This window comes from Synechococcus sp. GFB01 (genome assembly GCF_001039265.1).
In the GTDB taxonomy this organism is placed as follows: domain Bacteria; phylum Cyanobacteriota; class Cyanobacteriia; order PCC-6307; family Cyanobiaceae; genus NIES-981.
This window is the reverse complement of record NZ_LFEK01000047.1, coordinates 1-14972: the sequence shown is the minus strand read 5'-3', so window position 1 is coordinate 14972 and position 14972 is coordinate 1. Positions and strand designations below refer to the sequence as shown.

15 protein-coding genes and 3 pseudogenes are annotated in these 14972 nt (G+C 68.6%); 7 read left to right on the top strand and 11 right to left on the bottom strand.

Annotation, left to right across the window (positions count from 1 at the left end; all coding sequences use genetic code 11):
* The first annotated feature begins 184 nt into the window (after positions 1 to 184).
* Both SYNGFB01_RS07240 and SYNGFB01_RS07235 read left to right on the top strand, forming a co-directional pair.
* On the top strand, positions 185 to 2146 hold the full coding sequence (locus tag SYNGFB01_RS07240; RefSeq protein WP_053068383.1) for a cyclic nucleotide-binding domain-containing protein: 1962 nt from the start codon (positions 185 to 187) through the stop codon (positions 2144 to 2146).
* Positions 2147 to 2165: 19 nt separating this feature from the next.
* Complete coding sequence (locus SYNGFB01_RS07235) at positions 2166 to 3923, top strand: SulP family inorganic anion transporter (protein WP_048017522.1); 1758 nt, start codon at positions 2166 to 2168, stop codon at positions 3921 to 3923.
* 41 nt (positions 3924 to 3964) lie between these two features.
* Here the strand turns inward: SYNGFB01_RS07235 and grrM are convergent.
* The 6 genes and pseudogenes from grrM to SYNGFB01_RS07210 all read right to left on the bottom strand — a co-directional run bounded on the left by grrM (position 3965) and on the right by SYNGFB01_RS07210 (position 8188).
* Positions 3965 to 5130: pseudogene (gene grrM / locus SYNGFB01_RS07230) on the bottom strand (cyclophane-forming radical SAM/SPASM peptide maturase GrrM/OscB).
* A gap of 4 nt (positions 5131 to 5134) precedes the next feature.
* Positions 5135 to 5521 (bottom strand): GrrA/OscA1 family cyclophane-containing rSAM-modified RiPP, encoded by a 387-nt coding sequence (grrA, locus tag SYNGFB01_RS12505; RefSeq protein ID WP_053068382.1) that lies wholly within the window; start codon positions 5519 to 5521, stop codon positions 5135 to 5137.
* 89 nt (positions 5522 to 5610) lie between these two features.
* The gene (gene grrP / locus SYNGFB01_RS13745; protein WP_152669572.1) at positions 5611 to 6162 is read right to left on the bottom strand and encodes an extracellular substrate binding-like orphan protein GrrP; all 552 of its coding nucleotides are present in this window, start codon (positions 6160 to 6162) and stop codon (positions 5611 to 5613) included.
* Positions 6111 to 6500, bottom strand: a complete 390-nt coding sequence (locus SYNGFB01_RS14220) for a hypothetical protein (protein ID WP_152669571.1) — start codon at positions 6498 to 6500, stop codon at positions 6111 to 6113. Before SYNGFB01_RS14220 ends, grrP begins: the two co-directional genes overlap by 52 nt.
* Positions 6501 to 6608: 108 nt before the next feature.
* Entirely contained in the window at positions 6609 to 7544 is a 936-nt protein-coding gene (locus SYNGFB01_RS07215) for an MlaD family protein (protein WP_048017521.1), read from the bottom strand.
* Positions 7544 to 8188 carry a hypothetical protein gene (locus tag SYNGFB01_RS07210; protein ID WP_048017520.1) on the bottom strand — a complete coding sequence of 215 codons (645 nt, stop codon included), beginning with the start codon at positions 8186 to 8188 and terminating at the stop codon, positions 7544 to 7546. Before SYNGFB01_RS07210 ends, SYNGFB01_RS07215 begins: the two co-directional genes overlap by 1 nt.
* A gap of 158 nt (positions 8189 to 8346) precedes the next feature.
* On the opposite strand from SYNGFB01_RS07210, the pseudogene SYNGFB01_RS07205 reads away from it, so the two are divergent.
* From SYNGFB01_RS07205 to SYNGFB01_RS14890, 5 genes and pseudogenes are all read left to right on the top strand, one after another.
* Positions 8347 to 9444: pseudogene (locus tag SYNGFB01_RS07205) on the top strand (hypothetical protein).
* Between the two features lie 5 nt (positions 9445 to 9449).
* Positions 9450 to 9818, top strand: a complete 369-nt coding sequence (locus SYNGFB01_RS16345; RefSeq protein ID WP_369795508.1) for a hypothetical protein — start codon at positions 9450 to 9452, stop codon at positions 9816 to 9818.
* Between the two features lie 144 nt (positions 9819 to 9962).
* A complete protein-coding gene (locus tag SYNGFB01_RS07200) occupies positions 9963 to 10550 on the top strand; it encodes an inorganic diphosphatase (RefSeq protein WP_048017519.1) in 588 nt (195 codons plus the stop codon).
* A 51-nt stretch (positions 10551 to 10601) separates the two neighbouring features.
* Positions 10602 to 11126 carry a L,D-transpeptidase gene (locus tag SYNGFB01_RS07195; RefSeq protein WP_369795509.1) on the top strand — a complete coding sequence of 175 codons (525 nt, stop codon included), beginning with the start codon at positions 10602 to 10604 and terminating at the stop codon, positions 11124 to 11126.
* A gap of 96 nt (positions 11127 to 11222) precedes the next feature.
* Positions 11223 to 11447: a hypothetical protein gene (locus SYNGFB01_RS14890; protein ID WP_048017518.1), complete on the top strand. Its 225-nt coding sequence runs from the start codon at positions 11223 to 11225 to the stop codon at positions 11445 to 11447.
* Here SYNGFB01_RS14890 and SYNGFB01_RS16010 read toward each other — a convergent pair.
* The 5 genes and pseudogenes from SYNGFB01_RS16010 to SYNGFB01_RS07170 all read right to left on the bottom strand — a co-directional run.
* Positions 11419 to 12375: a chloride channel protein gene (locus tag SYNGFB01_RS16010; protein WP_304413514.1), complete on the bottom strand. Its 957-nt coding sequence runs from the start codon at positions 12373 to 12375 to the stop codon at positions 11419 to 11421. The genes SYNGFB01_RS14890 and SYNGFB01_RS16010 overlap by 29 nt on opposite strands.
* Positions 12376 to 12442: 67 nt before the next feature.
* A pseudogene (locus tag SYNGFB01_RS15880) lies at positions 12443 to 12895 on the bottom strand (chloride channel protein); the annotation flags it as partial.
* 489 nt (positions 12896 to 13384) lie between these two features.
* On the bottom strand, positions 13385 to 14347 hold the full coding sequence (hemC, locus tag SYNGFB01_RS07180) for a hydroxymethylbilane synthase (protein ID WP_048017517.1): 963 nt from the start codon (positions 14345 to 14347) through the stop codon (positions 13385 to 13387).
* Between the two features lie 25 nt (positions 14348 to 14372).
* Positions 14373 to 14765, bottom strand: coding sequence for a DUF1824 family protein (locus SYNGFB01_RS07175; protein WP_048017516.1), 393 nt, complete (start codon positions 14763 to 14765; stop codon positions 14373 to 14375).
* The coding region (locus SYNGFB01_RS07170; protein WP_048017515.1) for a sigma factor-like helix-turn-helix DNA-binding protein at positions 14762 to 14972 on the bottom strand (211 nt) is incomplete at its 5' end. The genes SYNGFB01_RS07175 and SYNGFB01_RS07170, both read right to left, overlap by 4 nt.

The following is a 14972-nucleotide window of genomic DNA, read 5'->3' as shown; positions in this document are numbered from 1 at the left end:
GGAATCGGTGATCGCGATGCGCGACGCAGGCGTCGATCACTTCATCGAACTGGCGGCAAGGTGCTGGTCCCGATGATCAAGCGCATCGTCGAGGATGTCGACAGCGAGAGCATCGTCGAGATGAGCGATATCGACAGCCTGCTCGAAGCGGTTTGATGTTCAACTCCTCTCCCTTTACGGGRTGGTGGGCTACTTCCTCTACTACTACCTGTATGCCGGCAACTGGGCCTACTACTTCTCCGGAGCCTGGGCCCGTCAGAACGATCAGCTGTCGCAGCTGCTGGATCCGGGGCTCTACCTCTTCGGTCGGCCGGTCGCGATCCCGAAGCTTGTGGCGGTGCCGCTGGTGCTGGGCCTGTTCACCGCCCTGGGGGTGTGGCTGGGTCGGGGGATCGAGGCCTGGTGGCGCCGCCGGCAGCGGCGCCAAGGCCTGCCGGTGGCGGCAACCCTGATCCGCCACCGCGTCTTCGTGGTCGCCACCTTCCTGGTCTTCAACGTCTTCTTCCTGTTCGCCGGCCGCCCGCTGCTGCTGCTGCTGCCGGCCTGGGTTCAGTACCTCTTCGATGTGAGCCTGGTGGCCGCCAGCACCCTCTGGCTCTATCACGCCTGGCGGCGCAGCCCCGAGCTCTACAGCCGCGAGAACCTGGCCAGCCGCTTCCGCCGTCAGCTCGAGCGGCTGGATCTCGACGTGGCCCGCTTCCTCGACGGCCGCTCCATCGCCGAGCTGAGCACCCACGAGGTGTACGTGCTGGCCAAGGTGCTGCCGGGCTTCACCCGCGAGAAGCGGCTGGAGGCCTACAAGGGGGTGGTGCGCGAAGCCCTCGAGGAGGGCTATGTGAACGTGGCCAGCAGCCTGGAGGTGCTCCAGCAGATGCGCCTCGAACTCGGCGTTGCCGACGACGAACACCAGCAGGTGCTCGAGGAGCTGGGGGTGGAGGATCCCTCGCTGCTGGATCCGGACAGGCGGCGCAGCCTCGAGGATCAGATCCGGCTGAGCGGCTACCGCAAGGCGCTGGAGCGGCTGATGCTGCTCCAGCGCCGGCAGGCCGATCCCGAGGCGATGCAGTCGCTGCGCCGAGAGTTCTCCGTCTCCGACGCCGAGGAGACGATGCTGCTCGGCGGTCTCTCGCCCACCGCCGGCGCCGCCCACAGGGCCGAGGCTCTGCTGGATCGCCTGCCGGCGCTGTGCAACGCCTACAGGGTCGTGCAGCAGCCCGAGTTGCCGCTGGAACCCGAACTGAGGCGCCTGTTGGCCGACACACTGCGCGGCCGCTGCGAGCTGAACATGGGGGCGATCCTCGCTGCGTTCACCGCCCTGGGGGCGGAATCCGCCCCGGTTGAGCTGGCGGCGCGGCTGCGGCGCCTGGAACCGGAGATCCTCAGCGACCTGCTCGCGAGGGAGTCCTGGACGACTCGCCTGGAGCCACGGCTCCTCGATCAGCTTGCCCCCGGCAACGTCGACCGCCCTGCGGCTCGAACGGCGGGCACGCCGGCCGAGACCCTGCACCATCTCGAAACGCTCGTGCAGGATCCCAATCCGCTGGTTCAGGCCGGCGCCCTGCTGCTCATCGCCCGGCTGGACCCACAGCGAGGCCAGGCCCTGGCCCGTGATGCCTGCGGTGTGGATGCGGCGCCCCTGCTGCGCGCCACGGCCGAGCGGCTGCAGCCCCAGGCACGCGATGGCGACGGGACCGCGGCGGTGAGGCTGGCCGACATCCCTGAACTGGAGAAGCGGGTGTTCCTGGCCAGTAGCGACTTCTTCCACGGCACCCACAACCTCACCCTCGACGCCCTGGCCGAGGCCGCCGAGCTGCGCCGGTTCGCCGCCGGCGAGCTGATCACCGAAGCCGGGGATACCTGCCGGGAACTGCTGCTGCTGATCGAGGGAGAGGCCTCGGTGCGCTACGGCGACGACCAGGACCGCCGCGATCCGCTGCGAGCCGGCCAGGTGCTCGATGAGCTCGAGGTGCTCACCCACAGCACCAGCGAGAACACGATCGTGGCCGACCATGACGGCACCAGGATGCTGGCGGTGCCGGTGCATGCCTTCGATGCGATCCTCGATCGGGATCCGGACTTTGCCCGCCGCGTGCTGGAGCTGGAAAGCCGGCAGCTGCAGCAGTTCATGAGGTCGGTGCGATCCTGAGCAACTGAGGAGACGGGCGATGGCAGAGGCAACCAAGGCCCGGCAGGCCGAGGAATCCGACCCCAGCGCCGGGCTGAGCCCAGCCCCGCTGCCGGGCCTAATCCGACTGTTGGCCTACCGGAGCGACTGGCTGCGGGGCGACCTGCTCGCCGGCATCACGGTGGCGGCCTATCTCATCCCCCAGTGCATGGCCTACGCCGAACTGGCGGGGATGGCTCCGATCAGCGGTCTCTGGGCGATCCTGCCGCCCCTGCTCCTCTACGCCCTGCTGGGCTCCTCGCCGCAGCTCTCGGTGGGGCCGGAATCCACCACCGCCGTGATGACGGCCGCGGCGGTGGGACCGATGGCCGCTGGTGATGCCGCCCTCTACGCCGGTCTCGCCAGCACCCTGGCGCTTCTGGTGGGAGCGGTGTGCTGCCTGGGGGCCTGGGCTCGGCTGGGCTTTCTGGCCGATCTGCTCTCGAAGCCGGTTCTGGTGGGCTACATGGCCGGTGTGGCGGTGATCATGATCAGCGGCCAGCTGGGCAAGATCATCGGCTTCCCCCTCGAGGCCGAATCGCTCAGCGGCCAGCTGCTCGAGCTGCTGCGGCATCGCGGCGAGATCCATCTGCCCACCGCAGTGCTGGCGGGTGTGGTGCTGCTGTTTCTCTTCTGGATCCAGCACCGTTTCCCGCAGGCGCCCGGCCCGCTCCTGGCGGTGCTGCTCGCCACCGCGGTGGTGGGGGTGTTCCATCTCGATCGCGCCGGGGTGGACGTGATCGGGCCGATCCCGGCGGGGCTGCCTTCCCTGGCCGCACCGGGCGGCATCGGCGGCGGCAACCTCAAGGTGCTGCTCTCCTCGGCCGTCGGGATCGCCCTGGTGGGCTATTCCGACAACGTGCTCACCGCCCGCTCGTTCGCCGCCCGTGGCGGCTACCGGATCGACGCCAACCAGGAGCTGCTGNCGCTCGGGGCGGTGAACCTCGGCAACGGCCTGTTCCAGGGCTTTCCGGTGAGCAGCAGCGGCAGCCGCACCGCCATCGGTGATGCGGTCGGCAGCCGCTCGCAGCTCTTTTCGCTGGTGGCCCTCGGCGTGTTGGTGCTGGTGCTCCTGTTCCTGCGTCCGCTGCTGGCGCTGTTCCCCAAGGCGGCCCTGGGGGCGATCGTGATCGTTGCGGCGCTGCGGCTGATCGACCTGCCGGAGTTCCGCCGTCTGCGGCACTTCAAGCGCAGCGAGTTCCATCTGGCCCTGATCACCTGCGCCGGTGTGCTCGTGACCGACATCCTGGTGGGGGTGGGCCTGGCGGTGGGGCTGTCGGTGATCGATCTGTTCGCCAGGCTGGTGCGGCCCCACGATGCGGTGATGGGCTCCGTGCCCAACCTCGCGGGGCTTCACGATGTGACCGACTGGGAGGGTGCCACCACGATCCCGGGGCTGGTGCTTTACCGCTACGACGCACCGCTCTGTTTCGCCAACGCCGAGGATTTCCGCCGCCGCGCCCTGCAGGCGATCGCGGCCGAACAGACCCCGGTCGAGTGGTTCGTGCTCAACGCGGAAGCGATCGTGGAACTCGACAGCACCGCAGTGGACATGCTCCTGGAGCTGGCCGATGAACTGCGCGGTCGCGGCATCGCCTTCGCCATGGCGCGCGTGAAACGGGATCTGTTCGTCCTGCTCCAGCGGGGCGGGATCGTGGATCGGCTCGGCCATGAGCGTTTCTATCCCACCCTGCCCACGGCGCTGGCGGCGTTCCGCGANCGCGCGGCGGGTGCTGTGCAGNGGCCGCCGCAGGCCTGAGTGCGCTGACCGCCTGGGATCACCCTGTGCCGGCGCCCCTCTCAGGCCGGCCCACCGGGCGGAGCGCCAGCACCGCTGAGCTGCAGTTCCCGCTCCAGCTTGGCCATCACCACATCCGCCACGTGCTTGATGCGGTAGCGGCAGGCCTGGGTCTCGCTGGCACGGAAGCTGCCCGTTTCCCAGTATTTGTTGCTGCCGGCACCACCGCCGCAGATCCCGAAGTAGCCGCAGCTGCGGCGGCAGGTCTCGACGCCCGCCTGCATGTCCTCCCACATGCGCTGGAAGGTGGGGCCGTGGCAGGCGCTTGCCAGGGAATCGGTGTGCACATGGCCCAGGTTGAAGCGGCCGTAGGTGGTCTCCACCGAGAGCAGTTCCGGGTCGAAGGTGGAGAAGTTGCCCTGGTGATCCACGCTCACGATCGCCATCGGACGGTTGAGCTCGGAATGGTCGACCCGGGTGCGGCTGCAGATGAAGCCGTAGAGGTCGTCGAACTCCCGGATGCGCAACGCACCGCCTGCATCCACTACCCGGTCCCACACCCGCTCGAGAAAGCGGCGGTAGAGAACCTCGCAGTCGTCACCCTCGAGGCTGGAGCGGGCATTCACCCCTTCGGTCTCCTCCATGTTGAAGCCCACATCGCGATGCCGTTCTCGAGATAGAAGTCGATCAGCGCATCCGGATGCTGCAGCGATTGCCGTGTCAGCACGCTGATCACCGAGAAGGGAATGCCGTGCTCCTGGAGGGTGGCGATGCCCCGCATCGTGGCGGCATGGCTGCCGTGGCCAAGGCGCGTGCGGCGCGCCCGATCATGGAGGAAGGCCGGCCCATCAACGCTCACCCCCACGTGGATGCCATGCCGGCGGAAGCAGGCGCACCAGGCCCCGTTGATCAGGGTGCCGTTGGTCTGCACCGCCTGGTTGATCCCAAGCGTGGGATGGCCGGCGAGCTCCTCGGCCAGGATGCGATTGGCTGCGTCATAGAACGACGGGGGCCGGGTGAGCGGTTCACCGGCGTGCCAGAGGAGTGTGAATCCATCGCCGAGGAAGGGACTCTCGAGCACTCGCCGCAGGATCGGGCGGATCAACTCCAGATCCAGCATCTTCCGGCGCTGCCGATCCGGCAGATAGCAGTAGCTGCAATCGAGATTGCAGAGCGATGTGGGCTGGATCACCAGCAGGCGAATGGGCCCGAAGCCGGCCGTGTTCACCGGTTCACCAGTTCACGAAGCCCGCAGCCGGCCGGGCGCCGTTGACGAAGCCACCCCCGGGCCGTGCGTTCACGAAGCCACCGCCGCCGTTCACGAAGCCTCGGCTGCCGCCGTAGTAAGTGTTCGCGTTGGCAAAGCCACGGTTCGCCCCATTCACGAAGCCTCGGGCGCCGGCGCCGTTCACGAAGCCTCGAGCCAGCAGGGTGCCGTCGCCGCCGGATCGGGGCCCGAAGGCGCCNTGAGCCCTCTCCAGAAGGGCCTGGCTGATGCGATCCAGTCGTGCCTCGACCTCCATCGGCGGCCCCTCATCGGCCTGAACCGCCGCCGCAGGGATGAGGGCGTGGAACACCAGCAGCAGGAACAACAGCGAGGCTCGGGGTGTGGTGAGCATGCGAGTGAGAGCGAGGAACTGACGACGAGATGGCAAGACGAGATGGCAAACCGTTGAACCCGGAGCGACCAAGCGCATCGGGGGGACGATCAGGGCCGAGGCGGAACAGCGATGCTCTCGTGATTGAGCAGCACGCTCTGGAAATAGATGGAGATCGCCTCTTCCGGCAGACCGATGCTGCTGGTCGGGCCCAGCCAGCGGTTCACCAGCTGGCGGTAGCGGGGGACACCATTCACATAGCCCTGGAGCATCCTGNCGATCGCCAGATTGGCCAGGTTGCGCAGCGTCGAGTTGTTCTCCGGCATCGCGCAGCCCACCGCATAGCGGTTGAGGGCAACGGCCGGCACCAGGGACGTGCGGGTGAATCCCCGGGAGAGGGCAGCGTTGGCGAGCAGCACCGTGTCCCCGGCCAGGGCATCGATCCGCCCACCACGCAGAGCCGTGATACCAGCTTCCAGGTTCGTCTGGGGCACCAGCCGCGCTGCGGGCTGGAGCGCCTTGATCGTGGCCTCCCCCAGGCTGCTGGCCATCACACCGATCCGCTTGCCCTTGAGGGACTGGGGACTGCCGTCGATCGCGGCGTCGGAGGTCAGCAGCCGGATGCCCGAGAGCGCAAAGGGGATCGAGAAGTCGACGAACATCTCCCGCTCCCAGGTGAACTGGCGCCGCACATCAGATCGATGGCGCCGTCGTGAACCCGCTGGAACAAACGGTTCTGATCGTCGGCCGACTCGGCGACCACCTTCACGGGCTTGCCGAGATAACCGCTCACCTCCTCGGCGATGAGCCCCGACACATCGATGACGTAGCCCTCCAGAACCCCACCAGCGCCGCTCACATAGGGCGGGAAGTCACCGTGCACCCCCAGCGACAGCTCGCCGCTGCGGGCGGCCCGCTCGATCGAGGTCTCAGCCAGGGCGGCGCTGGGCGCTGCGCCCAGTCCCAGGGCGAGGAGGGCCCCCACCAGCAGTCGTCGCACCGTCGTTCGCTGTGATGAGACCATCGGGTCAGCCGATCATGGCCTCAACCCTGATCGCGGCAGCCGCGATCGGCCAGCAATGTTCATCATGCGTTGATCCGCCCGGCATCACAGCCCAGGTGCCTGCCGCTCAGTCGTTGGTGGCCCGCTCGGCACGGTGGGTTCGGTGGGTGTGGGTGGCGTGGTGGTGGCCGAACCCGAATCCTTGTCCTGGTGGGGAATGTCGAATAGGAGCGTGCCCGCCAGAGCCTTGAGCAGTCGATTGGTGTTGGCGGATGCGGCACGGATCTGCTGCAGGGTTTCCACCATCACCGGCGAGGCGCTCTTCATCACCTGCGTGGCTTCGGCGGAGGCCGTGCCCACCTCCCGGCCGGTCTGCTGGTACAGCCTCAGCGTGTCGCGGGTCACCGCCGCTGTGCTGCCCGACTCCCGGTCCAGGTTCCCCGCCAGTTGACGGACATCCACCAGGGTGCCGTTGGCCTGGCGGGCCAGCAGAGGCAGGTCCTTCTCCACCACCGCAGCGATAGCCTGCAGCGTGCGATCGAGCTTCAGGCGGGTCTGGGCCAGATCACTGAGCAACTCGGCAGGAGTGCTGGATGGTTGAAAGGCGATCGGCAGATCTCCGGCAGGCGACCGACCCCCCGGGGCGGTGAGATCAGGCGTCAGCGCGACCACGGTTTCGCCGATCAGACCCTCCTGAGCAGCCGTGGCCCGGCTGCGCGGCCCAACCAGGGAGCGGTAGCGGGACGCGATCCGCAGCCTCACATCCACCAGGCCATCACGGGCCAGGTTCACCGTCTCCACCTTGCCGATCCGGTAGCCGGAGAGCGTGACGTTCACGCCAGGCCAGATCCCCGCGGCATTGCGGGTGCGGAACTGAACAACGGAGCTGTTGCGCCAGTGCCAGTGCTCCTGAAGCAGGTTTGAAGCCACCCAGCCGGCCAGCAGCAGGGATCCAGCCAGGAACAGCAACCCGAGGCGGCTGACCGGCATCGACATCGCCCTGCTGTGGGTCGGATCGCTCTGGCTGTCGTCGAAGCTCATCAGTAGGCGCCATGCAGGGGAACGAGCAGGGTCAGCCAGATGACCTCAAGCCCCATGACCACCAGCAGGCACTCGGGCAGCGCGTCGGCCAGCAGCGCGGCAAGCTCGACCTCGGAGTTCTTCACCTGGGCAGCCTTGCGGAGACAGACCGCCTGGGCTGCAGCCGTGAACACCGCGGCTCGCAGGACGCATTGAAGCAGGTCTGAGGCTCGCATCAGGGGGATGAGTTGCTGGAGCTCGCTGGCGAGTCCGAGCTCAGCCCGCGGGGTGAGCAGCAGGCCGCCGATCAGAAGACCCCCTTCGAACCAGGGAACCAGCAGCATCGCGCTGCATGCCGCAACGATCATCTCCTCCAGGCTCGGGGTCCACGGCCGGGAGACCCTGGCACGCTGGGGCGGCTGGCGCAGCTGGCGGCGGACACCTTCAGCCAGTCGCAGGGGTGCACAACGACAGATCCAGATCAGGCTGACCCCCACGGGGGTGACCACCTGCAGGGATCCCAGCGCGAGAGCTTCAAGGCTCTCGTTGGTGCTCTGACCGAGCGTGCCAGTCACGAGGCTCACCATGGCCCCGCCGATCACGGCACCCACCAGCAGAGCCAGCGGCGCGGCTTCGGCCAGTTCCTGAAGGATCCTGCGCAGCATCCCTGAAGGCAGCGATCCCGGAAGCGCACCCACCTTATGGGATCGGAGCGGTAGGGGCGATCGGGCTGGTGAGCCGCCCATGATGAACGCTCCCTGGCGCCGTCGAGGAGAGCGAAGCCCCTCGTTCAGCTCACCGGAGAGCGGCGCGGGCTGCTGGGATGGAAGGAGAACCATCGGTTGCGCACCCCATGGCCATGGCTCCAGCGGGCTCAGCCCTCGAGCGCCTGCATCGGCACCTGCATCAGACCCGGCTGCTGGGTGCGATCAGCAGCGCCCTCTACTACGACCAGAACACGGTGATGCCTGCCGCCGGGGCGGCNTGGCGGGGCGAACAGCTGGCCCTGCTGGCGGCCCAGCTGCACGAGCGGCAGAGCAGCCCNNGGCCTATGCGGAGCTGGTGGCGGCGGCGGAAGCCGAACTGACGCCCNGAGACCCCNNNGACCGCTCAACGCCGCAATCTACAGCTGCTGCGGCTGGAACTGGAGCGCCAGCGCTGCCTGGATCCAGCCCTGGTCTCCCAGCTGGCGATGGCCCAGTCCCGCGGCAATGCCGTCTGGCAGGAGGCCCGCGCCCGCAACGACTTCAAGGCATTCGCACCGGCCCTGGCGGAGCTGATCACCCTGCGGCGCGAACAGGCCAGCCAGCTGGCGGCGGCCGAACCGGTGCAGCGCAGCCCCTGGGAGATCCTGGCCCAGCCGTTCGAGCCCGAAATCAGCAAGGTCCGGCTCGAGGAGCTGTTCGCCCCCCTGAGGGCCGAGATCCCCGCCCTGCTGGAGAGAGCCGCCGCCGCGCCTCCACCCGGGGATCCAACGTCCACCGACCTGCCCGAAGCGCTCCAGGAGCGCCTCTGCGCCGATCTGCTCGAGAGCTGGGGATACGACCCGTTCCGCTGCCAGCGCTCCCGCTCGGCCCACCCCTTCTCGTGCACCCTCGGCCCCGGCGACTTCCGCATCACCACCCGGGTGGTGCCGGGACAGCCGCTCTCGGCCTTCCTCGCCACCGCTCACGAGTGGGGGCACTCGCTGTACGAGCAGGGCCTGCCCCGCAGCGATGACCACTTCTTCCCCTGGCCGCTCGGCGAGGCCACCTCGATGGGGGTGCATGAATCCCAGTCGCTGTTCTGGGAGTGCCGCGTGGCCCGCAGCCGCGCCTTTGCGGAGCGCTGGCATCCGCACGTCTGCGAGGGTGCGGGGGCTGATCCCTGGGGCGGCGCCGCCGGTTTCTGGCGAGCCTCAATCCGCTCCGGCCGGGCCTGATCCGGGTGGAGACCGACGAGCTGAGTTATGCCCTGCACATCGTGCTGCGCTTCGAGCTGGAGCTGGCTCTGCTGGAGCAGCAGTTGCCGGTGGAGGAGCTGCCGCAGCACTGGAACCGGCTCAGCGGCGAACTGCTCGGCATCCGGCCGCCGAACGATGCGCTCGGCTGCCTGCAGGACATCCACTGGGCCGAGGGGTTGTTCGGCTACTTCCCCAGCTACGCCCTGGGCCACCTGATCAGTGCCCAGCTGGGCGAGGCGATGGAGAGCGACCTGGGCGGCGAGGGTGCCATCGATGCCGCCATCGCCGCCGGGGAGGAGACGCGCCTGCGCGAGTGGCTGGCCCGGCGGGTCTGGCCCTCGGCCGCTCGGTGAACGGCGAGGAGCTGGTGGCCCTGGTGAGCGGTCGGCCCCTGTCGGCCGCACCCTTCCTGGCCTACCTGAGCCGCAAGCTGGAGGCCCTGCTCAGCTGCTCCCGGCCCACTGCATAGGATGCGGCCCGCAGCCACCCCCTCCCGTATGGCGAACATCGACCACGCCCCCAGCCGCACGATGCTCAACCTGCTGCACGTGCTGCCGGCCTTCGCCGATGAGGCCGAGCTGCGGCTGAACTCCATCGTGGAGCTCAACAGCAACACGATCAACAAGTACGAGCTGATCACCGAAACCGGTCACCTCAAGCTCGATCGGGTGGGCTATTCCTCCCTGGCCTATCCCTTCGCCTACGGCTGCATCCCCCGCACATGGGACGAGGACGGCGACCCGCTCGACATCGAGATCGTGGGAGTGACCGAGCCGCTGGTGCCGGGCTCGGTGGTGGAGGCCCGCATCATCGGCATCATGAAGTTCGACGATGGTGGCGAGGTCGACGACAAGGTGATCGCCGTGCTGGCNGACGACAAGCGCATGGATCACATCACCAGCTACACCCAGCTCGGCGATCACTGGCAGAAGGAGACCCAGTACTACTGGGAGCACTACAAGGACCTCAAGAAGCCCGGCACCTGCCGGGTGAACGGCTTCTTCGACGCCACCGAAGCCGTGACGATCGTCAAGCAGTGCGAATCGCGCTACAACAGCCAGATCGATCCCAAGTTGGTCAACTGACGCAGCACCGCCATGGTCCGCCCATTCCTCTCGTCTTGCTCCTCCTTGCTGGTGCTGGCCGGGCAGCTGGCCACCGTTCCGGCCAGCCTGGCTGAATCCAGTGCGACGGTGGCCGGAGCCGCCACCGCTCCCGCTGCCCTGGGGACTGCTCCTGCTACAGCGGCGATCTCCAGCACCCGCGACATCCTGCTGGAACTGGGCAAGCGGCAGATCAGCCTGCGGGAGAACGGCCAGGTGCTGCACACCTGGCCGGTGGCGATCGGCGATCCCAACACCCCCACTCCCACCGGCCGCTTCCAGGTGAAGAACAAGGTGATCAACCCGATCTACCAGAGCACCAAGAGCGGCAAGGTGGTCCAGAAGATCGGGCCGCAGGCTCCCCTCGGGGACCGCTGGATCGGGTTCAAGCACAGCGGGCCCAACCAGTTCGGCATCCATGGCACTCCCGATGCTTGGGCCTGGACCGTCACCTCCCGAGCAGCCGTCTCCAACGGCTGTGTGCGCATGCTCACTCCCCATGTCCGCAAGCTGTTCGAACTCGTGGACGTGGGCACGCCGGTGATCGTGCAGCGCTGAACGCCGCGAGCGATCCGAAGAGAATCTGGAAATCAGCCCGAAAGGGTTGGATGAACAGCGATCCGATTCGTACGGTGTTGCCGCTTTCCTGAGCCGATGTCGTTCCAGCCCCACCCCACCATCGCTGCACCGGCGGAGCAAGGTGGCCAGCTCGAGCCGCTACCCTGCGTGGCCAGCAGCACGGCTCTCAAGTGGGGCCAGGATGGCGAACTGTCGGAGCTCGATCGGGAGCGAATCCTCAGGCGCCTGGCCGCCGTCGATCCCGTGGCCGAGGCCCTGGGGAGCGGGCGGTTCAACCCTGGTCAGCCGCAGTCTGCCTGAAGTCTCCCAGTCGTCGGGCCAGGGCACGCGCCATGCCGTCCCGGCTGGCCACACCGCACAGTTTCGCCAGCGGCAATCCGCTGCCCGGGAGGCCATGGGGCAGCGCCACCGTGCTGCCGGCCGGCAGATCGAACACGGGGACCTGCCGCAGACCGTTGGGCGTGAGCTGATCCTCGAGCTGGGCCAGATGGGCTGAAGCCGGAAGCCACACAAGGTCGCCGCGGCGGCAGTCGATCAGCGACAGGGGTCGGGCTTCATGCTGGTGTCCGCTCAGCACCCGCTGCAGATCAGGCAGGGTCACCAGACCGATCACCCAGCCGCGATCGGCCACCAGCAGGCAGTGCCCATGGGCCTCCACCAGTTGCCGCAACGCCTCGATTGCCGGCAGATCCGCGGGCAGCACCAGCGGAGCCTCCGGCTCGAAGGCCTCCTGCACCGCCACTGCGGCCAGCTGGCGACGGCGATGCTCCTCCGCGGGATCGGGGCCGAGCAGGCCCGGATCGCTGATGCCCTGCCAGCGCTCGACCAGGGCCGCGCTCAGTCCGGCGGCGGCCATCAGCGGCAGGACGATCCGGATGTCGCGGGTGAGTTCGAACAGCAGCAGCAGGGCGGTGAGAGGAGCCCTGGCGCTGCCGGCCAGCACCGCCGCCATGCCCACCATGGCGTAGGCCGGCGGCTCCGCGATCGGCAGATGCAGTCCGCCCGCTCCGAGCAACTGCCCGTAGCAGTTGCCCAGCACCGCTCCGAGCACCAGGGAGGGCGCAAAACCACCTCCCACGAAGCCGGTGGCGTTGCTCACGGTGGTGGCCAGCAGCTTCATCCCCAGCAGCAACAGCAGGGTGAGCAGGGGGATGCCGCCATCGCTGCCCAGCAGCGCTTCGATGGTGTCGTAGCCCACACCCAGAACCTGCGGGAACCCCAGCGCCATCNAGCCCCACCGCCAGACCGCCGAGGGCCGTGGGCAGACCGGGCGGCAGCAGGGCCAGCCAGCGCTGCAGACGATCGCTGCGTCCCAGGGCCAGCAGGCTGACCAGCAGCCAGGACATGCCACTGGCCAGCAGTCCCAAACCCAGATAAAGCGGCAGCTCCAGCGGCGAACGCACCTCGTAGGCCGGCAGCCGCAGGATCGGCGCATCGCCGAGCACCAGCTGCGTGACCAGGCTGGAGGCCACCGCGGCCACCAGCACCGCCCGCAGACTGGGTCGACCCTGGATGGCGCTGAAGCTGCCCTCGAAGGCGAAGAACACGCCGGCGATCGGGGCCTTGAAACCCGCAGCCAGCCCGGCGGCCACGCCGGCCGCCACCAGCGCCTTCTGGCTCTGGGGTGGAAGAGCGCCGCGCAGGGCGACCCAGAGACCGATGTTGCCGCCGCTCTCCACGCTGGGACCCTCGGGCCCCAGGGAGGCCCCGCTGCCGAGGCTGAGCGAGGCGGCCAGCAGCCGGCGCAATGGCAGCTGGGGGTGGGTTCAGCCGCACCATCAGCCATCGCCATCAGGCTCGGCAGGCCTGGGCCGATGTCGCCGCCGAAGCGGCGCAGCAGCCCCACCGCCAGCCCGCCGAGGATGGGCACCACAACCACCGGCCAGAGGCTCAACCAGTCCGGCAGCGCAGAGCTGGGCAGCGGCGGGGGCTCAGGCGCGGCCGGCGGTGGGGGCAGAAAGCCGAGACCGCCCAGGCCCACCTGCAGCAAGGCCTTGAGCGGCGTGCCACTGTCAGGAGGCAGCGGCGGCAGCGCCGGCCCGGGCGGTTCGGGAGCACCGGCCTGACCCACCTGGAACAGCAGCTCCACCACCGGCCCGAAGAGTCCGTTGTTGATGAAGCCGAGCAGCTCATGGAAGGCCACCACGGCCAGGCCCGTGAGGGTGCCCACGAGCGCCGCCCAGGCCAGCAGACTCCACTGAAAGGGAAGGCTGCCGGGATCGGTGCCGTCGCCCGCTTCAGGCTTCGGGTCGGACGCTGGCAAAGATCTCCTCCAGGATGGCGCCGGCACCCTGCTGCCGCAGCCTGTGGGCCAGGTCGATCCCGATCGCCTCCGGATCCGTCTGGGAGCCACGAACCTCGTCACGGATCAGGCGCATCCCATCGAGGCTGGCCACCATGCCGGTGAGCACCAGCTCCGCGCTCTCAGCATCGCCCTCGAAGCGGCTGTTGACACCGATCGGCACCTGGCAACCACCCTCCAGCTCGCGGAGGAAGGCCCGCTCGGCGAGGCAGCGGCGAGCGGTGGGGATGTGCTCGAGCACCTTGATCTGCTCCAAGACCGCGGTGTCGCCGCTGCGGCATTCGATTCCGAGCGCTCCCTGGCCCACGGCATGGAGGGAGATCGCCGGATCGATCAGCTCGTGGATGCGATCGCCGAGACCGAGGCGCCCCAGACCTGCAGCGGCCAGGATCAGACAGTCGAACTCGCCGGCATCGAGCTTCTCCAGCCGGGTGATCACGTTGCCGCGCACGTCCTTGAACGTGAGCTGGGGGAAGTGATGGCGCAGCTGTGCCAGGCGACGCAGGGAGCTGGTGCCCACCACCGAGCCCTCCGGCAGGGTGGCGAGGGTCTTGTCCCGGTGCTTCTCGTGCACCACCAGGNCGTCGGCGGGATCCTCCCGCTCGGTGATGCAGCCGAGCATCAGCCCCTCAGGCAGGTTGGTGGGCAGGTCCTTGAGGCTGTGGACGGCGATGTCGGCCCGATCCACCAGCATCTGGGCCTCCAGCTCCTTGGTGAACAGGCCCTTGTCACCGATCTTGGCCAGGGCCACATCGAGGATCTTGTCGCCCTGGGTGGCCATCGCCTCGATGCTGATCTCCAGGCCGGGATGGGCCCTGGCGAGCTCATCGCGAACCCAGTGGGTCTGGACCATGGCCAGCTGGCTGCGGCGGGAGGCGATACGCAGGGGATTGGCCATCAGCGGCAGATCACAGCCGCCCAGATTAGGGGCCGAAGAAATCCAGGGGCAGCGGCCCCCACGTGTCCTCGGCCTCGGGATCGGCGGGGCTGTGGCCGGTGATCAGCAGACCTTCGCCCAGCCCCGCCTCGCGCCGCACCAGGAAGCGGCGCGAGGTCTGATTGGCCTTCAGGAAGACCGGCCCCTCGATGGCGGCAAGCGCCTCTCCGGCCGGATCGAGCTCGAGCGGATCCCAGCCCAGGGCCGCCTCCAGCTGTCGCAGACACTCCACGGCTAGCTGGGCCGATGGAGCCATCACACCCACGGTGAACCAGTCACAGGCTTCGAGCCGTGGCAGCAGCTCGGCCCGCAGAGCAAGACGCTCGGCTTCCGTGAGCACCGGCGCCGTGCGGAGGCCCCGCAGGGCGATCAGGCTCACTTGATGTATTCCTTCAGCACTCCGTTGCGGTTGGGGTGGCGCAGCTTGCGCAGCGCCTTGGCCTCGATCTGGCGGATGCGCTCGCGGGTCACATCGAAGATCTGGCCGATCTCCTCGAGCGTCTTCATGCGGCCGTCGTCGAGGCCGTAGCGGAGCCGCAGCACATCGCGCTCGCGCGGCTGAGGGTTGCCAGCACGCCCGTCGAGG

Bases quoted from the DNA above. Each gene is read 5' to 3' on its own strand.
- SYNGFB01_RS07215 (WP_048017521.1), bottom strand. From the start codon at position 7,544: ATGAGCTTCGACGACAGCCAGAGCGATCCGACCCACAGCAGGGCGATG.
- SYNGFB01_RS07210 (WP_048017520.1), bottom strand. From the start codon at position 8,188: ATGCTGCGCAGGATCCTTCAGGAACTGGCCGAAGCCGCGCCGCTGGCT.
- SYNGFB01_RS14890 (WP_048017518.1), top strand. From the start codon at position 11,223: ATGTCGTTCCAGCCCCACCCCACCATCGCTGCACCGGCGGAGCAAGGT.
- SYNGFB01_RS16010 (WP_304413514.1), bottom strand. From the start codon at position 12,375: ATGGCGCTGGGGTTCCCGCAGGTTCTGGGTGTGGGCTACGACACCATC.